Origin of the sequence: Pseudoalteromonas sp. SM9913 (assembly GCF_000184065.1) — a bacterium.
GTDB lineage: Bacteria > Pseudomonadota > Gammaproteobacteria > Enterobacterales > Alteromonadaceae > Pseudoalteromonas > Pseudoalteromonas tetraodonis.
Genome location: NC_014800.1, coordinates 60,853 through 83,746, shown reverse-complemented (window position 1 = coordinate 83,746; position 22,894 = coordinate 60,853). Strand labels below are relative to the sequence as shown.

Below are 22,894 nucleotides of genomic sequence, written 5' to 3'. Positions count from 1 at the left end.
AGGGGCGTTTTAATCACGTGAGCTATCTCTTTCCCACAACATAGCCAATACCACGGAGAGTTTTAATAAAATCGCTGGGGAATTTTTTTCGTAGGTGATGAATATGCACCTCAATGGTGTTAGAGCCAACCTCTTCACCCCATTGATAGAGTTTATTTTCTAACTGCTGCTTAGATTGCACGCGACCTTGGTTTTCCAGTAACGCTTTTAGCAGCATGTACTCTTTTCGCGGCAGAGAAAGTAGCTCATCGTTAAGTGTGACACTGTGCGCTGACGTATCCATAGTAACATCACCACATTGTAATAAGCTCGACTGAGCTTGATTTACACGTCGGCTCGCTACGCGCAAACGAGCAAATAATTCGGCTGGTTCAAATGGCTTAGCTAAATAATCATCAGCCCCCATATCAAGCCCTTGCACTTTGTCATCTATGCTACTGCGAGCGGTTAGTATCACCACCGGAATGACTTTTTTTTGTGCTTTTATGTGCTTTAAAATTTGCGAACCATCACCATCAGGTAAGCCTAGGTCAAGTATAACCAACTCTATTTCGCCACTGCCTAAACATTGCAACGCATGCTTAACCGTTGCGCTGTGTTCTACACTGTAGCCTTCTTGGCGCAATGAGCGGCAAAGCCCTTGCGCCACAAGATGATCATCTTCAACTAATAATAAATGCATTGTTTGTTTTGTTATCTCTTTAGTTTTTTATCAACTTTAGCTAATAATTGGCTAATTGCTTGCTGACGATATTTGTCCGCTTTAGCGCGAGTATCACGAATACCGGCCGCTTGTGCAACTAACAAATGGGCTTTGGCTTGCTTATATTCACGTTCGTCGTATAAAAACTCACCATACAAGTAATTAGTATCAATGCCTTTTTGATTAAAAGCGAGTGCTTGCTTAAAAAACTTATCGGCGGTGTCATCATCACCAAAGCCAATTGGCCACCCTGGTACTTTACTGTATAAAGTTGCCAGGCTGGCATACGCTGAGCCACCTAAAGCACTGTCGTCTATTTTAAGGGCTTGCTCTAATGATGCCTTTGCATCTTTGGCATAACCCAACGCCCCTAAGCCGCCTTTTGCACCCGCAAAACTTGCCAGCACAATGCCGTTCCATGTGTAGCTATTTGCTGAATTAGGATAGTTTTCGATAAATTGAGCACTTTGCTCACTCAGTTGAGTAAAGGCTTTGATTTGTGCGTCATCTTTAAGCTCATAATTAGCGACCGCCCACTGCTGTTGAATAGCGAGTAAGTCGCTTTGTTCATCTGCAAATACCGGCGATGAAAACACACTAACAATGCTTAAATAAGCTGCTAAAGTAAATTTTTTCATAATAAATCCTCTATTATTTAGGGTCTGCTGACCTTTCAAGGTTGAATTTGCAGCAGCCTGTTTGGTATTTAGGCAAGGCAGCGCCTATGTGGTGTGGTTATTCCCCATAAATTGGCGATAAAGCAGCATCAATGCCAAACAGGCGCTGCCCGAAGGGTTCTGCCTAGGGGCGATTTACTCTTTGTTGCTCGGTTTTTACTTAGCCCACTAGGTTACAAACCTCGCGCCGCGATTAAATCGCCCCTAGTTTGAACAAATTTCAATCCGCAAAGGTCAACAGACCCTAGTGAACAACTAACCTAAAAAGCTTTTTATTTTAGGGAGTTGTTTAGCAATTGCGTTATCTACAATACGTGGAAAAACGCCATTGATACGTGCAAAAAGTTTCTCAGGAAAACCAATAAATCGTCTGGTTTTATTTGAGTTTAATAACGCAACTAACTCATCAGCCACCAACTGCGGAGAGTCCATTTGATTACCAAGCGCTTTGTTCATTGCTCGCGTTTGAGCATCATTAATGTCGGTATCAGTTGCTCTAGGTGCCAAATAAGTAACTCTAACGCCAGTGTCTGAAAGCTCTCGTGATAACGCTTCGCTAAAACCACGCAAACCAAATTTACTGGCACAATAAAGTGTTTGATATGGGTAACCTATGCTGCCAAAAGACGACCCAACATTAACTATGGTGCCTCTATTCGCTTGCAGCTGCTCTAAAAACAGCTGGCATAGTTTCATCGGGACGGCTAAATTAGTGCTCAGTAGATTATCAATTTGTTCACTACTACAACTACTTAAGCTTTGCATAACATTAATGCCTGCATTGTTTATGAGTAATTTAGCACCGCCCAATTTTTTGGCTTTAATTGCCAATGCCAGCATGTTTTCTGCAACGGTTAAATCTCCCACAAAAGTCATACTACCTGGGCACTGGCTACTTAGCGCATTTAGCGCATCGCCATTACGCCCTACTAATAGTAATTGCCAACCTTGTGCGTGCAGTGTTTTGGCAATCGCTTGGCCAATTCCCCCTGTGGCTCCTGTTAACACACATAAGCCGGTATTCATGCGTGTTGCTCTTGTGCTAATGCTTTAAAGAACGGCTCGTCATCTAAAGCGCGAAAAATATCACCGTACAAACGATAAAAACATTTTGCGCCATGTAAAATAGCTTGCTGATCGGCCTCATTAGTAATTTTGTTCATCAAGTTTTCAAAAAACTTTACGTGCTCTATATCAAGCGCACCATGAGAGGTTAAATAGCTAAATGCTTTTTTAGGTAAACCAACTGCATCAGCAATATTTGAAGCTGCGCCATCAGCCAGGGCAATTGAAGTCCCTTCGAGTACATGAACCATGCCAAAAAAGCTTAATGGATTTTTACGAGCGATACTGTCATACGCATACGAGACCATCATTTCGGTAGCAAATTGTGGCTTACTATGGCGCACACTTTCTTTATCAAAACCACACGCGGCAATATCGTTAAGCACCCATTCTTGATGGCCAATTTCCTCTTCAATGTATTCGGCTACGGCTTCACGTAACCATTCTTGTTCGTCGGTCAAACGGGCACCTAACGACATCATTAATGGCACAGTATGTTTTACATGATGGTAGGCTTGCGCTAAAAATGACGCATACTCTTCAAGTGATGCTTGGCCTTTAAAAACGCGCTGTATAATTGGCGCAGCTAATAAGTACTCACGCTCGTTTTGAGTTTGTGCTTTTAATGTATTAAAAAAATCAGTCATGGATCACTTCTCCAAGTCGGTAAAATTGTTCAAAAATAAGGTTAAATTGCTGGCTAATAGCCTGGCGCTTAGGACGATTATTGGTCGTTAGTAACCCTTGCTGAACACTTAAAGGCAGAGCTAACCGATGCCACTTTTTAACTTGTGCATAATCGGGTAACTGTTGATTTATAAATTTCATATGCTCACTGAGTTGTTGCTCACTCAACTCAGGGATTGCATAAATAATCGCGGTTAAAAAAGGTTTGCCTTCACCAAAAACAACGGCTTGTATAATCGCGCTTTGGCTCAATATTAATGACTCAGGCCATTCAGCACTGACATTACGGCCCATGCTGGTAATAATCAGGTTTTTAAGTCGCCCTTTTATGAAGAGCTTATTGCCATGCTGGGTCACTAAATCGCCTGTTGCATACCAGTTATTTGGGTTATGCGGCGCTTGATTTAAATACCCTAAAAATAGCTCACCCTTTATGTACAACTGGCCTTTTTCGATTTTGGTTTGTATGTGCGGCAGTACAGTGCCGGCACTCTTTAAATCATCATTTTTGGGCGTATTTAAACTTACGACAGATGCCGCCTCTGATAATCCATACCCCTGATAAACAGGTAAATTAAGCTCTCTGGCGGTGGCAATTAAAGCATCACTCACGAGCGCTCCGCCAACTGCAATAAACTGTAATGACTTTGGCGGCTGCCAACCTTGTTTTGCAAACGCAATTAAACACGTTAATAACTCAGGCACTAAAATAAGGGTGTTAGGTTTTACACTGTCAATTGCACTAATAAGTTTTTCAGGATTTTTTAACCCTGAACCAACAAAACCCAATTCGTTTAACGGCATTAAATGTACACAACCGCCACTTAATAATGGTGCATAAATACCTGCAATATTTTCCAGTAATACAGGTAATGGCAGTAAACATAAGTGAGTTGGTTTACTTATACCTATTTGCTCACATAACGATTGTGCAACTTGCATTTGGCTATGAGTTGATAAACACACCCCTTTTGGCTCGCCTGTAGAGCCTGACGTGAAGGTGATTTTTTGCGTGCCCTCAAAGTAACTAATCGATTCTTTAACGTTGAGCTGATAAATATATAAGGTGTAATGATCAAACAAAGTAATAGACAATGTATGCGCACCCAAAGAAAGCCTTGGCATATCACTTATAAACAGCTGTGCACCACACTGTGCCAACACATATTGCGTTTGTTGTTGACTAAAAAAATGGGCGATCGGTATAGCCACTTTATTAGCAACGCTGGTCGCAGCATCAAGTACCAACCAAGCAGGTGTGTTATCAAGTTGAAATGCAATTGCATCAGCATCTGAATTAGCAAAAATTTCCACTACTTTATTAATTTCTTGAAGCAGCTCAGTGCCTGTGAACTGTTGTGTTTGATTCGCAAAATGCGCAACTACCGCCGGCTGAATAGCTAAATCATTTAAGCTATTTAACATACTCATACCGCCTCCAGCGCATTGATTAATGCCGTAATGCCATGTGTATTTTGTTGTTTAATATCAAGTAGCATTGGCGTATTAAGTACTTGTAGATGTGCTTGCTCTAAATTAACAATGCATACTGTAGGCTGGTTCGCGTAGTAACTTCCCCAGCTTTTTGGTTGCTCAACAACACTGCTGTTAGCCAATGCAATTTCATTACACGTTACCCCTAATAAACGCAATAAAGCGCGTACATGTTTGGTGGCACAAAAAACCAAATTAGTAGCACCAATAGCTCTTAAAGCTTCATTAACAATAATAAAATGCGATAACGTGGCTTTTCTGTGTGTTGAATAGAGATTACCTAACTCAAACACTCTACTGCGCTGTGTGCCCATTGGTAAAAACTGCTCAATGGGCGCTGCTAAATATTGTTCAATAAATAAAGGAGAAGTGGCGTTTCTAAGCCCTAAAGTGCAATGCCCTTGCTGAGTTTTATACTGACAGAGTAATGGCATAAATGAAGTTAGGCTGGCATTGTACGCAGCTAAAAAGCCTTGTTTTACTGTATCTTCAAGGCGCTGACGGTGTTCATCACATTCTCTGGCGCTCACAAACTGTGTGAACGACTGAAAAAGTGTTGATGCTGACTGTTGTTGTTGAGCTAATTGCATAAAAGCATCGCCTGTATTAAATCTATAGGTAGAATTTAATAGGCGAAACTTAAATAAAACTTAAGGTAAATTAATTTTTTAAAAAATTTAATTTAGACTGGCAATAACGGTTTTATTACGGCCCGTTTCTTTTGCATGATAGAGCGCTTTGTCGGCACATTTGTATACTTGATCAATATCATCACTGTGCTGCGGCCATGTAGCAATGCCGATGGAGACATTTATACAACCAACTTTGGCCATCGGTGTATTCGCCACTTCATTACGTAACCGCTCAGCAATAACAAACGCACTATCGCTATTTTCGTTCGGTAATATAAGTAAGAATTCCTCCCCACCAGTTCGCGCGACAATATCATCTTTGCGAGATACCTGCTTGATCACACACGTTAAAGTTTTTAGTACCTCATCGCCCACATCATGGCCAAAGGTGTCATTAACCCGTTTAAAAAAGTCGATATCTATTTCTAGAACCGCAAAGGGGATCTGTTCTTGAATTAATTTATCTAACAATAAATACAAACCTCGCCGATTATGCGCACCAGTTAGCGGATCGGTGAGTGCATCTTGGCGTAATTGCCCCATTTTCGACTGCAGTATATTAACTCCTTCTAACATGGCTGCTTTAAGTTGCTGACTTTCAAAATACCAAGATTTAATACTTTTAAGATTCGCCACGTTTTGTTGATCAGTCGATAAATTTGCACTGTCAGCTAGTAACCTAAGGGGCTTAGCAATAAAATGCGCTAACACACCAATCAATACAAAAGTAATTAATACAATTGGTAGCATTCGCTTAAGCACCAGCCCTTGAAAAGTATCTAACGTGGCAAGTGTTGCCACCTCACTACGCTGGGCAACTACGCCCCAATTAGCAAGTTTAACGGGCGAATATCCAGCAAGCATAGACACGCCTTGGCTATTTAAAACCCGGGTGTATCCATCTTCGCTTTGCAAAACACGCTCTATTACTGGGTTATTAATGACTTGTTCGCCAATCCGCTCAGTCTCAGGATGATAAAGTAAGGTTTTATTATCAGCCACCACATAAAAGTATGCCCCGCCATCGTAACTATGCTGTTTTAATAAGGCGTTTAAAATGCTCTGTTGTTCTAAATAAAAGCTACCGCCAATATAGCCATAGTAGTTACCAATCTCGTCAAATAAAGGATAAGAAAGTACAACAATTAAGTTATTCGCAAGCGATACATAAGGACGACTAACCAATGGACGCTGTAGTTTAAAGGCTTGTTTAGAATGAGGTGAATTAACGGTTTTATTAATAATATTTAATGAAACAGGTGAGGCCGCTTTAACGACACCTTGCATGTTAATTGCTACCGAATTAAAGCTATGTGTTTGGTTTAAAAGGCGGTTGGTTTCAGCTTGGAGTAACTCAGTATTGGTAATGTCTTTAGCAATAATTTTGGCTGAAAACTCAAGTTGCTGCATCGCAGCTGCTAAAAAGTGATCGGTCGCCGAGGCAAGCTTACTAGCAAATACATGGTTACTTTTAAGAGTATCTTCTATTACCCGTTCTTTTTGTACTTGGTAACTAATGTATAAACCACTGAACAAAATAGCGGCTGTAGCAGTGATAGCTAACAACAGAATTAATTGCCTAAGTTTAAAAGTAAATGGTGATCGAAAACGCAACTTATTATCATCCTAAGCAAATAAAAACGACTGCTATGTACTACATATATCCTAAATATAATACAGAAATTAAACTAAGTAGCCTAATTTTTGTTATTTTTGGAATAATAAAATGACATTTATTATATATGTCGGGTTTTGCAGTTAAGCTCAATAATAGTTAAGCTGCATGCACTTTATTTTTATTTAGCCTTGAGGTGTGTGTTGCTAAATAAGTACCTGTTGTCGTCTTCTCTTTTTTTAATCGGATGTTTCATGCCAATAAAATCTTCTTTTGCCGATTCTGCGCTGTCGCTTGAACAGCAACTTGGGCAAAAACTTATGCTCGATTTACGCTACTTTTGTCACCAAGGCAGCAGTAAGCGCTGCAGAACAGCATTAACCGAGTTACCAGATACACTAACCAAAGCGATTAGCCGTTATGATATTGGCGGGGTTATTTTATTTTCTGAAAACACCCAAAGTATTGAACAAATAATTAGCCTTAATCAGCAACTGCAACAAGCTGCGTCTCACTCTAAATCAGGCTTACCGCTTTTTATTTCAATTGACCAAGAAGGTGGACGCGTAGCTCGACTGCCACGTGATGTTGCCACTTCATTTACTGGTAATATGTCAATTGGCGCCACCTACCCTGAGCATGGCACTTATTTCGCAACTCAAACCGCGAATGTTCTTGCCACGGAGCTTTCAGCATTGGGGATTAATGTAAATTACGCGCCAACCGTTGATGTAAACATGAACCCAGACAATCCTGTCATTAATGTCCGCTCTTTTAGTGAAAACCCAAATGATGTAGCAGTATTAGGTGCCGCACAAGTTAGTGAATTTGAAAAAAATGGCATTATTAGCGCACTAAAGCATTTTCCTGGGCATGGCGACACCAATGTAGATAGTCATACCGGCTTGCCTAAAGTGATGCATTCAAAAGAGGTGATTTACGCACAAGATTTAGCGCCCTTTAAACACATTATTGAGCAGCATAGTCCGGGCATGATAATGACTGCGCATATTCAATACCCTGAGCTTGATAGCAGTACCTTGACTAATGTTGATGGCAAACAAATGATCAAGCCCGCGACAATGTCGCGTAAAATCATGACCGATATTCTACGTAAAGAACTTAACTATCAAGGTGTGGTGGTAACCGATGCACTTGATATGGCAGGTATTAGTCACTTTTTTAGTCCAACTCAAGCAATTATAAACACCTTTGCCGCTGGGGTTGATATTGCGCTTATGCCAATAGAGATTAGAACGCCAGATGACATTAAAAAGCTCGATGCTCTCATTGAGTCATTAGTCAGTGCGGTTAAATCAGAGCAACTAAACGCACAGGAAATTGCGCATTCAGCACAGCGTATTACCTCACTTAAAAGTAAATTTAAATTAAACGCTTTTCCTGATCCCATTAAAGCATTAGCCAATGCTAAGCACATTATTGGTAATAAAGCACATCGCGAATTAGAAGCGTCACTGGCATTAGCGGCGATCACCCAAATAAAAAATAACAACAACACCTTGCCACTTAAGCTTACTGCTGGCCAACACATTCATATTATTATGCCCGATACGCGTAAATGTATTGCCATACAACAAGCCATAATGGCACTGAGCTCACACGCATTAGTTTATAGCTGTAGCAGTTTACAAGGTTTTGACCCTGTTGAGGCTCAGCGTAATATAAACCAAGCTGATATTATTATTGCCGGAAATGCCACGCCTAATCAAAGCGCGGTGGAAATTGGCGGGATGGATGATTTAGCCGATAACCCAGACTTTGCCCTCAATAACGCAGAGCAACCTAAAGCACTTGAATCATTACTTAAAATGGCTAACAAGCAACAAATACCCACCGTGTTTATTAGTTTGCGAGCTCCTTATGATATTGCGCAGTTTGGCGACTCTGCCGATGCAGTATTAGCTTCATATGCTTATAATATTGACGTAGACAAAAACGAGCAAGTATCTGGGCCTGCATTTACAGCACTTGCTAAAGTATTACTCGGTCAAGCCCCTGCTAAAGGCAGCTTACCGGTAACTATTAAACAATCAAAGAGCCACTAATATGAAACTCAATTGTGATTTAGGTGAAAGCTTTGGCGCGTGGAAAATGGGGCTTGATGATCAAGTAATGCCGCATATTGATATGGCAAACATTGCCTGTGGTTTTCATGCGGGCGATCCTAGTGTTATGGCCAATACTCTTAAGCTCGCTAAACAGCATAATGTTATGATTGGCGCTCACCCAAGCTACCCCGATAAACAAGGATTTGGCAGACGCTCAATGAACCTGAGTGTGGCCGAGCTCACTCAGTGTTTACACTACCAAATAGCTGCCCTTGATGGTATGGCAAAGGCACAAGGATTAACCCTTAACTATGTTAAACCCCACGGGGCACTTTACAACGACATGATGAAACACCAGCCACTACTTAGTGCTGTGATGGGCGCGGTTGCCAGTTACCCTGCTGACCTAAAATTAATGATACTGGCCACGGCCGATGCTAAACACCACCATACAATGGCACGTCATCTTGGACTAACGCTTGTTTTAGAAGCGTTCGCAGACAGGCTATATACAGCTCAAGGGCACCTCGTAGCAAGAAATATAGCAGGCAGTGTGCATGATAAAGCAGCATTATTGGCACAAGTTAAACAGCTTTTAACTAGTAACAGTGTGACTACCCAGTCAGGAAAATCGTTAAAACTTAACGCCGATAGTATTTGTGTGCACGGTGATAACGCCCAAGGTGTTGCGCTTATTGAAGACATAAAGGCTCTTTGCAGCGCAAGCGTATAACTTCCTCTAAGCTGTAAACCCCCTTTACAGCTTTTACTTTCTTTTATCACCTTCATTCATTGGTAGTTTTAAATACTGGCTTCGTCGCATCTGACTGTTAATTATCCCTCTCCTACCCTATAAATAGAGCAGTGATTTAAAACAGGGATAAATAATGAAAACGCTTTTAGCTATGAGTCTTATACTGGGCAGCAGTCAATTAGCTGTTGCCAATACCGATACATTACAACTTCAAGATATTTTCAATCTTGAATATGCCAACCAAATAGACATAACAGAAGACGGTAAAACCGTGTATTTTGTCCGCAACCGCATGGATATTAAAACCGACCGTAAAGTAGGCAATATTTGGTCTGTTGATTACAGCACTGGGCAACTACAACCATTAACTTCTGGTGTATATATGGATTACTCGCCAGTAGTCTCTCCTGACGGACAGCGACTTGCTTTCATATCAAACCGAAATGGTAGCAACCAAATATATATTAAATGGTTAAAAACAGGGGCTATCGCTAAGGTTAGTAATTTAACTAGCAATCCAAGCTCACTAACTTGGACTCCTGATTCAAACCAGCTGGTGTTTAGTATGTTTGTTCCAATGGCGGCGTCTGCGCCTGTCAGCTTACCTGGAAAACCAAAAGGTGCCACGTGGGCAGAGCCTGCTAAATATATTGACGATGTTTATTATCGTGCCGATGGAGGGGGTTATACTGAAAAAGGGTTTAGTCAATTATTTACACTTGATGCCAATGGCGGTAATGCTCAACAACTCACCAACGATAATTTTAATAATGGTGGGGAAGTCAGCTTTAGTAAAGACGGTAAAACATTGTATTTTTCTGCTAATCGCAATGAAAATAATGAATTGAAGCCCACTAACACTGAGGTATATCAACTCGATTTAGACTCGCTAGCCATTTTCCCTCTAACTGAGCGTAATGGGCCTGATCAACAACCTAAAGTGTCACCTGATGGCAAATACCTTGCCTATACAGGGTATGACGACAAGCGTACTAATTACGAAAACACCCAACTCTATATTCGCGATTTAAAAACAGGGAATACTCAAAGCCTAACCACCGATTTTGATAGAAGTGTTGGCCAAATTAAGTGGAGTGCGAACTCAAAAGGGCTTTATTTTAGCTATGCCGATGAAGGGCAAACTGCGCTGGCTTATCAACCTCGAAGTGGCAAACGCAAAGTGATTACCGAAAAAATAGGCAGTGTTGCGTTTGGTCGCCCTTATTCCGGTGGCGATTTCGATATTAGTGAAAATGGTCATGTTGCATTTACATTGGCCGATACCCAGCGCCCTGCTGATGTAGCCACAATAAAGCGCGGTAAAGCGCAGCGCTTAACAGATTTAAATTCTGATGCACTTGCAACCAAGCAACTCGCTAAGGTTGAAGAATTATGGCTTAAATCAAGCCACGATGAGCTGCCAATACAAGGCTGGGTTGCTTACCCACCGGGTTTTGATAAATCAAAAAAATACCCACTAGTGCTTGAGATTCATGGCGGCCCTGTCGCTAATTATGGCCCGCACTTTAGTGCCGAAGTACAACTATTTGCCGCTAAAGGGAACGTGGTTTTATACATGAACCCACGTGGTAGTGATTCATACGGTAAAGAGTTTGCGCAAACCATTCATCATAATTACCCAAGCAATGATTACGATGATTTAATGACTGGGGTTGATGCGCTTATTGCAAAAGGGTTTATTGATGAATCTAAGTTATTTGTAACAGGTGGCTCTGGCGGCGGTGTATTAACAGCGTGGATTGTAGGTCATACAGATCGTTTTGCTGCAGCCGTGGTTGCCAAACCGGTGATAAATTGGATCAGCTTTGTACTCACTGCCGATTTTTATCCATTCTTTGCTGACTATTGGTTCCCAGGTAAACCATGGGATCATATTGAGCATTACATGAAACGCTCACCAATCAGTTATGTTGGCAATGTTAAAACCCCGACCATGTTACTCACGGGTGAAGCAGACTACCGTACGCCTATTTCAGAAACAGAGCAGTTTTATCAAGCCTTAAAATTGCAGGGGGTTGATACCGCGATGGTGCGTATTCCAAACGCTTCACATGGTATTACTGCCCGTCCATCTAACTTAATGACCAAAGTGGCTTATATTCAATGGTGGTTTGATAAGCATTCGAAATAAAACGCAGAGTTATGAGTGACGAGCTATATAAGCTCGTTGCTCGAAGCTCACAAGTGTAAACCCCCTTTACAGCAATAATGTGAGTAACCCCTTACATACTCAAACTAAATATCGGACTTAGCTTCAGACTGAGTTGGTAAAAAATCGGTTTATAGAAGAAATAGTGCTGTGAGTTAGTAAAAAATCGGTTTGAGTCACTGTTTATAAGCCCTCAGTTAGTAAAAAAAGGTTTTATAAGCTGCAGCAGTTAGTAAAAAATCGGTTTATTACTTTCTAAACCCTAGTTAAAAATCTTTAAATTAAGCATTTAAATGCTCAAATTGAGGATTAGAAAGGCAAATCTACCCTTAATGATGAAGAGAATGGCTGTTTTTATCATGGTTAGTTAAAACCTGATCTGTATTTTAACTAGCTAGTTAAATCGTGATCTGCTTTCAGTATGTTAGTTAAACTCTGATCTATATGTGGTAAAAAGCGGGTAATTTATTGTGCTTACCAGTGTCAAAGCGTAATCAACATAAAGCCCTCCAGCCGAGCATAAACATCCTTTAAATTTTATTTACACTTTTAACCTGCATTGCATTGAAAAATCTCACTAACCAAATGGCTAGTAAAATACTGATCTATTAAATTTTGCCTTTATGCAAGCATAAAAAAAGGGCCTTGCGGCCCTTAAGTAACACTATCTAGTTGAATTAAAATTGGTTCATGGTGTTAGCTTCACCACCGGCTTTGAGTGCATTCTCACCTGAGAAGTACTCTTTGTGTGTATCGCCAATGTTTGAGCCTGCAAGGTCTTGGTGTTTAACAGACGCTTGCTCACGACGGATTTCTTGACGCTGTACATCACGTACATAAGCCAGCATACCTAAGTCACCAAAGTAACCTTCAGATAGAATATCTGTGCTTAATGCTGCTGTGTGGTACGTTGGTAACGTGATTAGGTGGTGGAAAATACCCGCTTCACGTGCACCATCGCGTTGGAAGTTTTGTACTAATAAGTCAGCGGCTGCTGCAAGCTCTGTTGCATCCATTTCTGGAGCCATAAGCGCTTTGTTATCATCAAGACTTGGGTAAGCGCTCAGGTCACGACCTTCTTCCTGCCATTCTTGGTATACTTGCTCACGGAACTTCAGCGTCCAGTTGAACGATGGTGAGTTGTTGTATACTAATTTAGCATCTGGTACTTGCTCTTTTACGCGATTAACGAGTTCAGCAATTTGTTTTACATGTGGTTTTTCTGTTTCAATCCACAGTAAATCAGCACCTGACTGTAGGCTCGTTACACAATCTAGTACTACACGGTCTTTTTCAGTGCCTTCGCGGAACTGGTATAAACCATTGTCTAGGCGTGTTGGCTTACAAAGCTGACCATTAAGCTTCATTGCTGTTTCGCCTTCATTTAAGTCATCAACACTGTTTACTGGGGTTGTTTCTAAAAATGCATTGTATTGGCTTGCTAAGTCACCTGGTTTTTTTGAAACCGGTACTTTTTGCGTAAGGCTTGCACCTAGTGAATCGGTACGCGCAACGATAATACCGTTATCAATACCTAGCTCTAGGAACGCGTAACGCACTGCGTTAATTTTTGCTAAAAAGTCTTCATGTGGAACCGTCACTTTACCTGCTTGGTGACCACATTGCTTAGCATCTGATACTTGGTTTTCGATTTGGATAGCACATGCACCCGCTTCAATCATCTTTTTAGCTAGTAGGTAAGTTGCTTCTTCGTTACCAAAACCGGCATCAATGTCAGCAATAATTGGTACAACGTGCGTTTCAAAGTTATCAATTTTGTTAAGTACTGCTTGAACGTCGCCGCCGTTTGCTTTTGCGTCGTCTAGTTCATTAAATAAGTGGTCAAGTTCACGTGCATCCGCTTGCTTTAAGAAGGTATAGATTTCTTCGATAAGTGCCGGTACTGATGTTTTTTCATGCATACTTTGATCTGGAAGAGGACCAAACTCAGAGCGAAGCGCTGCAACCATCCAACCGCTTAGGTATACGTAACTGCGCTTAGTTGTTTTTTGATGGCGCTTAATTGCCATCATCATTTGTTGCGCAGTAAAACCATGCCAACAACCTAAAGACTGTGTGTACTGGCTTGTGTCTTTATCGTATGCAGCCATGTCTTCACGCATGATGTCTGCTGTAAATTGTGCAATATCAACACCAGAGCGAAAACGATTTTGTAAACGCATACGTGTTGCGTATTCAGGATTAATTGTTTTCCATGCACTGCCTTGTGATTGGCATAATGTTGCTAGTGTATCTGTTTCGCCTTGATATGTTGTCATAATAAAGTCCTTCGAACGGGTATTAATATTTATTGTTGAGAGAGTGACTACATCACGTTAGCTCTGTAGCGCTTAATTAAACATTAGGCTTATTTTTTAGATTTAGTAAATTTATAGTTTTTATTGCGGCTATACATATAGTGAATGACTAAAAAGCATTCAAAGCCACTTTTTTGCGATATGGTAGGTGTACGCATATAAAAAATTGCACACTGTCGGACCGTTTAAGGATATTAATTATGAGCCACACTCTCACCCATTCAGGACTCAGCGTTGATAAGCAACTTGCTGAATTTGTTAAAAAACAATTATTACCTGGTACCCATCTTGATGAACACCAGTTTTGGAAAAGCTTTGCCAACATAGTGCAAACACTTACACCATTGAACAAGTCACTACTGGCTAAGCGTGAACAGCTACAAAAGCAAATTGATGACTACCACCTTGCAAATAAAAATGCTGACCAAGCTCAGTATCAAGCGTTTTTAAAAGATATTGGCTACCTAGTTGATGAGCCTGAAAACTTTAGTATTGAAACTCAAAATGTAGAGCCAGAAATAGCGCTGACTGCAGGGCCACAACTAGTGGTGCCGGTTAGTAATGCACGCTTTGCGCTTAATGCAGCTAATGCACGTTGGGGGTCGTTGTACGATGCTTTATATGGAACCGATGTATTAAGCGAAGACGACGGCGCCGAAAAAGGCAGCCAATACAACCCTGTTCGAGGCTTTAAAGTAATGGCTTACGCAAGGCAGTTTTTAGACAAAGCATTACCGCTTGAAAATGGCTCGCACATTGAAAGTACAAATTATTCTATTGTTGACGGCGCCCTTGCTATTACCCTGCGCGACAGTTCGCACACCACACTTAAAAACCCTGAGCAACTGATTGGCTATCAAGGTGAAGCACAAAACCCGAGTGTTATTTTACTTAAAAACAATGGATTGCATATTGAGCTGCAAATAGACCATCACCACCCTATTGGTCAAGCTGATAAAGCAGGGTTAAAAGATGTGGAGCTAGAAGCCGCACTAACAACCATTATGGACTGTGAAGACTCGGTTGCCGCAGTGGATGCAGAAGATAAAGTACAAGTTTACAAAAACTGGCTTGGTTTAATGCAAGGCAACTTGGTTGAAACGTTTAGAAAAGGCGACAAAATGGTCGACCGCACGTTACAAGCTGACCGACAATATACAGGTCTTGATGGCCAAAAACTGTCCCTCAAAGGGCGCAGTATGATGTTTGTGCGTAACGTGGGACATTTAATGACAAATCCAGCCATTACCGATGTAAGCGGCAATGATGTGTTTGAAGGCATTATGGATGCCATGTTCACCGCAACAGCTGCTTTGCACGATTTAAACACTAAAAACACGATTAAAAATTCAACCGCGCAAAGTATTAATATTGTAAAACCGAAAATGCATGGCCCTGATGAAGTCGCCTTTGCTAATACTTTATTTGGTATGGTTGAAGAGGCACTGAGCTTGCCTAAAAACACCCTTAAAATGGGTATTATGGATGAAGAACGTCGAACATCAGCCAACTTAAAAGCATGTATTCATGCAGCAAAAGCGCGTGTTGTGTTTATTAACACTGGCTTTTTAGACCGCACTGGCGATGAAATTCATACCTCAATGCAAGCGGGTGTTGTGCTGCCGAAAGCGGCTATTAAAGCACAGCCTTGGATCAGCGCTTACGAAGATCGCAACGTTGATATTGGCCTAGCCTGTGGCTTAAGCCATAAAGCGCAAATTGGTAAAGGTATGTGGGCAATGCCAGATAAAATGGCGATGATGATGGAGCAAAAAATAGCGCACCCTCAATCTGGCGCAAATACCGCTTGGGTGCCCTCCCCTACTGCCGCCACATTACACGCAATGCATTATCATGATGTTGATGTATTTAGCCTGCAGCAAAGCATTGCCACGCGTCAAATAGCAAGCCTAGAGAGCTTACTTACACCGCCGCTCATGCCAAACCCTGAAACGCTATCAAAAGAAGATATTCAAAGCGAGCTTGAAAACAACGCGCAAGGTATTTTAGGCTACGTAGTACGTTGGATTGACCAAGGAATAGGCTGCTCTAAAGTGCCTGACATTAATCATATTGGTTTAATGGAAGACAGAGCCACCTTACGTATTTCAAGCCAACATATCGCCAACTGGCTACATCATGGTGTATGTAGCAAAGAGCAAGTACAAAAAGTGATGGCAAAGATGGCTAAGGTTGTTGATGGCCAAAACGAGCATGACAGCCTTTACACGCCAATGGCAACTAATGAGCAGACATTAGCTAAAAGTATTGCGTATCAAGCTGCTTTAGCACTGGTATTTGAAGGGGTTAGTCAACCGAGCGGTTACACAGAGCCGCTACTACACAGCTACCGCTTGAAATATAAAGCACAGCACTAACTTAAAACTTAACCTAAAAATAAAAAAATCAGCTTTACTAGGGTCTGTTGACCTTTCAAGGTTAAATTTGCAGCAGTCTGTTTGGTATTTAGGCAAGGCAGAGCCTATCTATACCCAAATTACCTTAATCTGCGAGTTTCAGTTGGAATTAAAAGCTATTTTGACAAGGCATTGATTGAAAATAATGGTTATTCCCTTGTTAAAATCAATAACGCAGCATAAATAGCTTTTAAACCAACCCGTAGGGCGTTTCACAGGAACTTACTCCCTTCGTTGTTCCTTTTTAAAAGGGAGGACCATTATTGCAAAGGGAACGCCTTGATATTAAGTCCCTGTGAAACGCTGAATTCTGTATATTAAGGCAATTTGGGTATAATGTGGTTATTCCCCATAAATAGGCGATAACGCAGCATCAATGCCAAACAGGCGCTGCCCTTTGGGTTCTGCCTAGGGGCGATTTACTCTTTGTTGCCTACATGGATGTAGGTAAGGGGCGTGAGCAGGACGCGGAAGCTTTGCTCGGTTTTTACTTAGCCCACTAGGTTACAAACCTCGCGCCGCGATTAAACCGCCCCTAGTTTGAACAAATTTTAATCCGCAAAGGTCAACAGACCCTAAGCTAATTTTTAATAACGCTAGTGAATAATCACTATTCAAATCACTACGAATTAATTTTTAATAGTCGCGTTATGATAAACATTTTGTACGTCATCGCAATCTTCAAGCATATTGATAAATTTATCAAAGTTGGCAATAACTTCTTCATCAGTGATTTCAACATGTACTTGTGGCACAAAGGTAATTTCATCAACCTCAAAGTTAATGCCTTCAAATGCCTCTTCCAGTGCCGTTTTAGCTTTAAAATACTCAGTATGCGGTGCAAACACCGATACTTTGCCATCTTCAGCTTCTACATCGGTTACATCAACGTCAGCCATCATGAGGGCTTCTAACACAACTTCGTCGTCATCGCCTGCAAATCCTAAAACAGCAAGGTGATCAAACATATGTGCAACACACCCAGGTGTACCTATTTTTGAATCTGTTTTAGTAAACGGTAAACGTACATCTTTAATTGTGCGATTTGGGTTGTCGGTTAAACAGTCAACAATCACCATACAATTACCAGGGCCGTAACCCTCGTAACGGGCTGAAGAGTAATCTTCCCCTGCCCCACCGGCTGCTTTTTCAATTGCTTTTTCGATTACGTGCGCAGGAACTTGGTCTTTTTTTGCTTTTTCAATTAAGCGGCGCAATGTTTGATTTACATCGGGATCAGGTTCACCACTTTTGGCTGCAACGTAAATTTCTTTACCGTACTTCGAATTTACTTTAGTTTTTGCGTTGGCTGTTTTAGCCATCGAACTTTTGCGGACTTCAAATGCTCTGCCCATCTTGTGCCTCTATTGAATACATTTGGTTTGCGATATTTTACCAATTCAAACCGTATTGGGCTAGTGGTTCAATATGCTATGCTGTGCAAAAGCAGCTGGGTATTAATTTAAATAATACCCATATGTCATTAAATAAATAAAACGAAGCTCAATTTAACATAACTCAACTTTTTCAGCGTAATTGTCAATTAATGACACCAACTCATCAAATGCATGAATAACAAAATCGGCTTGTTCGGCATACCCGGGGGTCACATCAGGTGCATACAAACAGGCACGCATATTAGCATTGTGCGCCGCTTGTATGTCGTATAAATAATCACCAACATAAATCACATTATCAACCGGCATTTCCCATTGAGTTGCAACCGTTAATAAAGCGCTCGGATCGGGTTTTGCTGGTGCGTCTGTTCGGGTGAGTACTGTTTCTATTGGTAGCGGGTTATTCTGTAACTTTAATGTCGCCGCCTTATCAAAATTACGTGTAACAATGGCCATAGGTATGTTTTTAGCTTGTAGCGCTTTAACAGCCTCTACAACGCCAGGTAGAAGCTTAGCCGATTGTGCATCTAACAACTCATGCTGATGCACTATATTCATTGCTTCTTCACGCATATAGGGGGAAGGCAGTTGTTCTATGTAATCGAGTAAGTCTTGCTCTGCAGGGCAACCTACTTGGGCTTTTATCAATGAAAAGTTTAATTCTGAAGATACTAAAGTTCCGTCTAAATCAAAAATAACACCTTTGATTGCCTCAATTTGCGTTTTCATTTCATTCCTTGCGCTAAATAATTAGCTCAGTATGCTAGGTTTGGCTTAGGTTATCTAAACCTTTAATAAAAAGTATATCAATAAACATATAAAAAACAGCTCAGTCCATTGAAATTTAATTATAGCTCATTTGATAACGTAATAGTTTGGGTTTGTATAACTGGTATAGTAAAGACTTTACGATGCAATTAATTAACTCGATCAGCTATAAAGGAAAGTGCGCACCCTCTAAAGGTGCGCAATAATAGTGGTTATTTCGGCTCAAATTTCGCTTCAAGCCAGGTATCGGCTTGGCTAAAGTTTAAGGTTTTTATCTGTCCTCGCCCTTCAACATTCACCATATTCACTTGTGCAGGCCACAAATCACGCAGTGCACCATGACTCATTCTAATGCCCTCAATCTCATCGGGAATAGCAGCTTCTTGGTACACCCAAAAAAACTTACCATCCACTTGTGCACCTACATAATTAAGGGTGAGGGGCTCACCGCTCAAGGTTTGTAAGGCAACATGAGATTCAACATACTTGGCAAAGCGTTTTTGGTCACGCTTGTTACTCATAATATCCACTTTGCCTTGAAACAAGTTACCAACAGCATGCTCTGTGTCATGTAAATAAAAACGATGCATCAATTCAATATTGTGCGTACGCTGATTAAATAACACCGTTGTAACGGATGATTTTAATTGATGCGCCATACTTGGCGCAGCAATTAAAAAACAAACAATAATAAGCAAAAAACGCATTATTATTGATCCTCGTCGTTATTTTTTTCGTCTTTTGGCTCGTCTTTTTTCAGCTCTGTTTTGATATCTTGCATAATATCGCGGCTTACTTTTGCCTTACTCTTTTCACGTTTATACACTTCAATACGCGAAGGAATAATACGACGTGGGTAGTGGTTATTTTCTACATCAACATCCGCTGTTTCCCAGCCTGGATCAACCGTTACTGAGGTAAGCGGTTTGTTTTTGTCGGTAATAATCAGCTTTTGTACGTTTTTGTGATTACGACGCCAAATTTCTGCAGGAATATAACGTTCCTCTTTAGTGCCATCTTCATACGTTAGCTCTAAAAGAATTGGCATCACTAAGCCACCGAGGTTTGAAAACTCCATCACGTAGTAGTTTTTGTCTTCTTCAAGCGCGCGATCAAGTGTTTTACGCTCCCACGGCTTTAAGCCTTTTAAAAACTTGTTGTACGTATTACGCTCTTTGTTTGTAACGGTAAAGCGGTCGTTTTCGTCATAAAAGTCTGTCACATCTGGATTTTGTTCAACCCACGTTTTTTTACCTTCAGCGCGATTACGCTCAACAAATAATGAACTTGGCTTATCAGCTTCAATATCACGTAAACGTTTAAAGTCGATATCTGGATTTTTAGTGTCTAAACGTAATTGATATACTTTATCAAGCGAGATATCAACATGGTCTGTGGTGTAGAACCAACCACGCCAAAACCAATCTAAATCAACACCTGAGGCTTCTTCCATAGTACGGAAAAAATCAGCGGGAGTAGGGCGTTTATACTTCCAGCGCTGAGCGTACTCTTTAAAGGCAAAATCAAATAATTCACGCCCTAAAATCACTTCACGTAAAATATTTAATGCCGCAGCTGGTTTAGTGTAGGCGTTAGGGCCTAAACGTAGCACGCTGTCTGATTGCGTCATGATAGGCACTTGAGTCTCTGACTTCATGTAAGCAACAATGTCACGTGGTTCAACGCCCCATGGAATGGTTGGATCCCATTCACGCCCAGCAACACCGTCTAAAAAGCTATTTAAACCTTCATCCATCCAAGTCCATTGGCGCTCATCTGAGTTTACAATCATTGGAAAGTAGATATGACCCACTTCATGAATAACAACACCAATTAAAAAGCGCTTTTCTGCTTGAGAGTAAGTGCGTGTACCATCGTCTTGTAAATCTGTACGTGGGCCATTAAAAGTGATCATTGGGTATTCCATCCCCCCTACAGGGCCATTAACTGACTGCGCAGTTGGGTATGGGTAATCAAATGAATACTGTGAATACACTTCCATCGTGTGTACAACCGCTTCAGTTGAGTATTTCTTCCATAAGTCGCCACCTTCTTTAGGGAAGAACGACATCGCCATAACGAGTGGTTGTTCATCACCACCTTGCTGGTAACCTTTAGCATCCCACATAAATTTACGTGATGATGCCCAAGCAAAGTCACGAACATTTTCTGCTTTAAAATGCCATGTTTTTGTTTTGTCTGTACCGGCTTTTTCGTTTTCGAGCGCTTCTTCTTCGGTAACAACAAACACAGGGCGTTTTGCTGTTTCAGCTTCTTTTAAACGCTTGCGCTGAGTGCTGGTCAATACCGAGCTTGGGTTATCAAGCTTACCAGTTGCCGATACAATATGATCCGCAGGAACCGTAATTTCAACATCGTAGTCACCAAACTCTAAAGTGAACTCACCACTGCCTAAAAACGGTTTGTTTGTCCATGCTTCGTAATCGGTGTAAGCCGCTAAGCGAGGAAACCACTGTGCAACTAAGAAAATATCGTTACCGTCTTCTTCAAAATGCTCGTAACCTGCACGTGCGCCTACCGCGTCTTCTTCAACGAGGTTAAACGCAAAGTCCATACTAAACTCAACATCTTTACCGGGTTTAAGTGGCGTATTTAAATCAATGCGCATTAAGGTATCAACCACAGTCACGCGCAGCGCTTTACCATCTTCATCTTTAACATTGCTGATGGTGTAACCCAGTTCATTATCGTCCATAAATTGCTGACGACGTAAATCACCTAAGCTTAACTTAGCTGGTTTTGCATCTGGTTCGTTTTGTAGGGTACTTTTAAATGTTTGCGTGGTTTCTGCAATTGAGTCATTTTTAAAAATATTTTGATCAAGCTGAAGCCATAAATACTTTAATGTATGCGGAGAGTTATTTTTATATTCAATTGTTTGACTCCCCGTTAAGCGACGCTTTAGCTCATCAAGCTTTACATCAATATCGTAATCAACGCGTTGTTGCCAATAATTTTCAGCAGGGGCACCAGCTGCACTGCGGTAAACGTTAGGCGTAGGTAAAGCTTCATCTAGTTGACGAAACTTATCAACATAGCTGCCTTTAGTTTGCTCAACAGATGAGGCAAGCACAGTGCTTGCCATTGCCAAAGGCAATACAAACGCACTGAGTGTAAATAAATTTTTCTTCATTGTTAATCCTGATCGATTTTAGTAACGCTACTGTGACAAATTTACAGCTTAGCTTCAATAAAATAGCGATAAAACCCTGCTTTTATAGGGTGATATTCCCCACCTTTTTGTAAATACAATAAATAGCGTTTTATACAATAAAAAAGAACGGACATTTCGTCAGAAATTGAATAAAAAAACAAAAGCAATTAATACGCTAAACAAAACTGTAAAGGGGGTTTACAAAACACACTGGCTATTAGGGTTTGTTGACCTTTCAAGATTAAATTTGCAGCAGATTGTTTGGTATTTAGGCAAGGCGGAGCCTATGTGGTGTGGTTGTTCCCCATAAATAGGCGATAACGCAGCATCAATAACAAACAGGCGCTGCCCGAAGGGTTCTGCCTAGGGGCGATCTACTCTTTGTTACTCGGTTTTGACTTAGCCCACTAGGTTACAAACCTCGCGCCGCGATTAAACCGCACCTAGTTTGAACAAATATTAATCCGCAAAGATCATCAGACCCTATTAAAAGTAGAGATAAAAGCAAAAAACACAGCTATTTTCATTAAAAAAGCTAAATAACGCAGTTTTAGGTTGATCTTTACTATGGTTTGTAATTAGAATCGCCCACTTTTTTAATTTGAGAGCATTTTTTTAGCGTTTCTCTCAAATATTTTTTGTTCTAACTAGTCGTAACAAGTGTGGTGAGTTTATGGATTTTTATGTCCTAAAAAAGCAGCAAAAACTAATTGCAATACCAGCAGACGTGCAAAATTGTAAGCAGTATATAAACTCGGGTTATCTGTATATTGATAAAGTCGCTGCTTGTAATGAAACTAATGCACTGCAAGTATTACAAGCTAAAAAAGCCAAAGCATTAAAGTGGCCTTTAACAATCGCGCTCGCTGCTTTGCCCGTTATTTTTATAGCTTGGTATACTTTAACCTAAAGCGATACTTGCATCTTTAATTGCCTTGGGTATATTGGCGCTC

17 protein-coding genes are annotated in these 22,894 nt (G+C 40.9%); 5 read left to right on the top strand and 12 right to left on the bottom strand.

What is annotated here, in order from left to right; genetic code table 11:
* Positions 1 to 22: 22 nt before the first annotated feature.
* The 7 genes from PSM_RS15655 to PSM_RS15625 form a co-directional block, all read right to left on the bottom strand.
* Entirely contained in the window at positions 23 to 682 is a 660-nt protein-coding gene (locus PSM_RS15655; protein ID WP_013462838.1) for a response regulator, read from the bottom strand.
* 11 nt (positions 683 to 693) lie between these two features.
* Positions 694 to 1,341, bottom strand: coding sequence for a hypothetical protein (locus PSM_RS15650; RefSeq protein ID WP_013462837.1), 648 nt, complete (start codon positions 1,339 to 1,341; stop codon positions 694 to 696).
* 294 nt (positions 1,342 to 1,635) lie between these two features.
* Positions 1,636 to 2,406, bottom strand: a complete 771-nt coding sequence (locus PSM_RS15645) for an SDR family oxidoreductase (RefSeq protein ID WP_013462836.1) — start codon at positions 2,404 to 2,406, stop codon at positions 1,636 to 1,638.
* Entirely contained in the window at positions 2,403 to 3,092 is a 690-nt protein-coding gene (locus PSM_RS15640) for a TenA family transcriptional regulator (protein WP_013462835.1), read from the bottom strand. The genes PSM_RS15645 and PSM_RS15640 overlap by 4 nt, the downstream gene beginning before the upstream one ends.
* Positions 3,085 to 4,563 (bottom strand): AMP-binding protein, encoded by a 1,479-nt coding sequence (locus PSM_RS15635; protein WP_041695980.1) that lies wholly within the window; start codon positions 4,561 to 4,563, stop codon positions 3,085 to 3,087. The genes PSM_RS15640 and PSM_RS15635 overlap by 8 nt, the downstream gene beginning before the upstream one ends.
* A complete protein-coding gene (locus PSM_RS15630) occupies positions 4,560 to 5,216 on the bottom strand; it encodes a thermostable hemolysin (protein ID WP_013462833.1) in 657 nt (218 codons plus the stop codon). Before PSM_RS15630 ends, PSM_RS15635 begins: the two co-directional genes overlap by 4 nt.
* A gap of 87 nt (positions 5,217 to 5,303) precedes the next feature.
* Complete coding sequence (locus tag PSM_RS15625) at positions 5,304 to 6,824, bottom strand: sensor domain-containing diguanylate cyclase (protein ID WP_013462832.1); 1,521 nt, start codon at positions 6,822 to 6,824, stop codon at positions 5,304 to 5,306.
* 303 nt (positions 6,825 to 7,127) lie between these two features.
* On the opposite strand from PSM_RS15625, the gene PSM_RS15620 reads away from it, so the two are divergent.
* From PSM_RS15620 to PSM_RS15610, 3 genes are all read left to right on the top strand, one after another.
* Positions 7,128 to 8,939, top strand: coding sequence for a glycoside hydrolase family 3 protein (locus PSM_RS15620; protein ID WP_013462830.1), 1,812 nt, complete (start codon positions 7,128 to 7,130; stop codon positions 8,937 to 8,939).
* A 1-nt stretch (position 8,940) separates the two neighbouring features.
* Complete coding sequence (locus PSM_RS15615; protein WP_013462829.1) at positions 8,941 to 9,675, top strand: 5-oxoprolinase subunit PxpA; 735 nt, start codon at positions 8,941 to 8,943, stop codon at positions 9,673 to 9,675.
* 154 nt (positions 9,676 to 9,829) lie between these two features.
* Positions 9,830 to 11,848, top strand: coding sequence for a S9 family peptidase (locus PSM_RS15610; protein ID WP_013462828.1), 2,019 nt, complete (start codon positions 9,830 to 9,832; stop codon positions 11,846 to 11,848).
* 695 nt (positions 11,849 to 12,543) lie between these two features.
* On the opposite strand, the gene PSM_RS15605 is transcribed toward PSM_RS15610, so the two are convergent.
* Positions 12,544 to 14,145: an isocitrate lyase gene (locus tag PSM_RS15605; protein ID WP_013462827.1), complete on the bottom strand. Its 1,602-nt coding sequence runs from the start codon at positions 14,143 to 14,145 to the stop codon at positions 12,544 to 12,546.
* Between the two features lie 239 nt (positions 14,146 to 14,384).
* Between PSM_RS15605 and PSM_RS15600 the strand changes: the two genes are divergently transcribed.
* Positions 14,385 to 16,562, top strand: coding sequence for a malate synthase G (locus PSM_RS15600; RefSeq protein WP_013462826.1), 2,178 nt, complete (start codon positions 14,385 to 14,387; stop codon positions 16,560 to 16,562).
* Positions 16,563 to 17,230: 668 nt separating this feature from the next.
* Here the strand turns inward: PSM_RS15600 and PSM_RS15595 are convergent.
* From PSM_RS15595 to PSM_RS15580, 4 genes are all read right to left on the bottom strand, one after another.
* Positions 17,231 to 17,956, bottom strand: a complete 726-nt coding sequence (locus tag PSM_RS15595) for a YebC/PmpR family DNA-binding transcriptional regulator (protein WP_013462824.1) — start codon at positions 17,954 to 17,956, stop codon at positions 17,231 to 17,233.
* A gap of 153 nt (positions 17,957 to 18,109) precedes the next feature.
* Complete coding sequence (locus PSM_RS15590) at positions 18,110 to 18,727, bottom strand: HAD family hydrolase (RefSeq protein WP_013462823.1); 618 nt, start codon at positions 18,725 to 18,727, stop codon at positions 18,110 to 18,112.
* Between the two features lie 251 nt (positions 18,728 to 18,978).
* Positions 18,979 to 19,473 carry a DUF6702 family protein gene (locus PSM_RS15585; protein WP_013462822.1) on the bottom strand — a complete coding sequence of 165 codons (495 nt, stop codon included), beginning with the start codon at positions 19,471 to 19,473 and terminating at the stop codon, positions 18,979 to 18,981.
* Between the two features lie 2 nt (positions 19,474 to 19,475).
* Entirely contained in the window at positions 19,476 to 21,920 is a 2,445-nt protein-coding gene (locus PSM_RS15580) for a M1 family metallopeptidase (protein WP_013462821.1), read from the bottom strand.
* Positions 21,921 to 22,614: 694 nt separating this feature from the next.
* Between PSM_RS15580 and PSM_RS15575 the strand changes: the two genes are divergently transcribed.
* A complete protein-coding gene (locus tag PSM_RS15575) occupies positions 22,615 to 22,851 on the top strand; it encodes a hypothetical protein (protein ID WP_013462818.1) in 237 nt (78 codons plus the stop codon).
* The last annotated feature ends 43 nt before the right edge of the window (positions 22,852 to 22,894 follow it).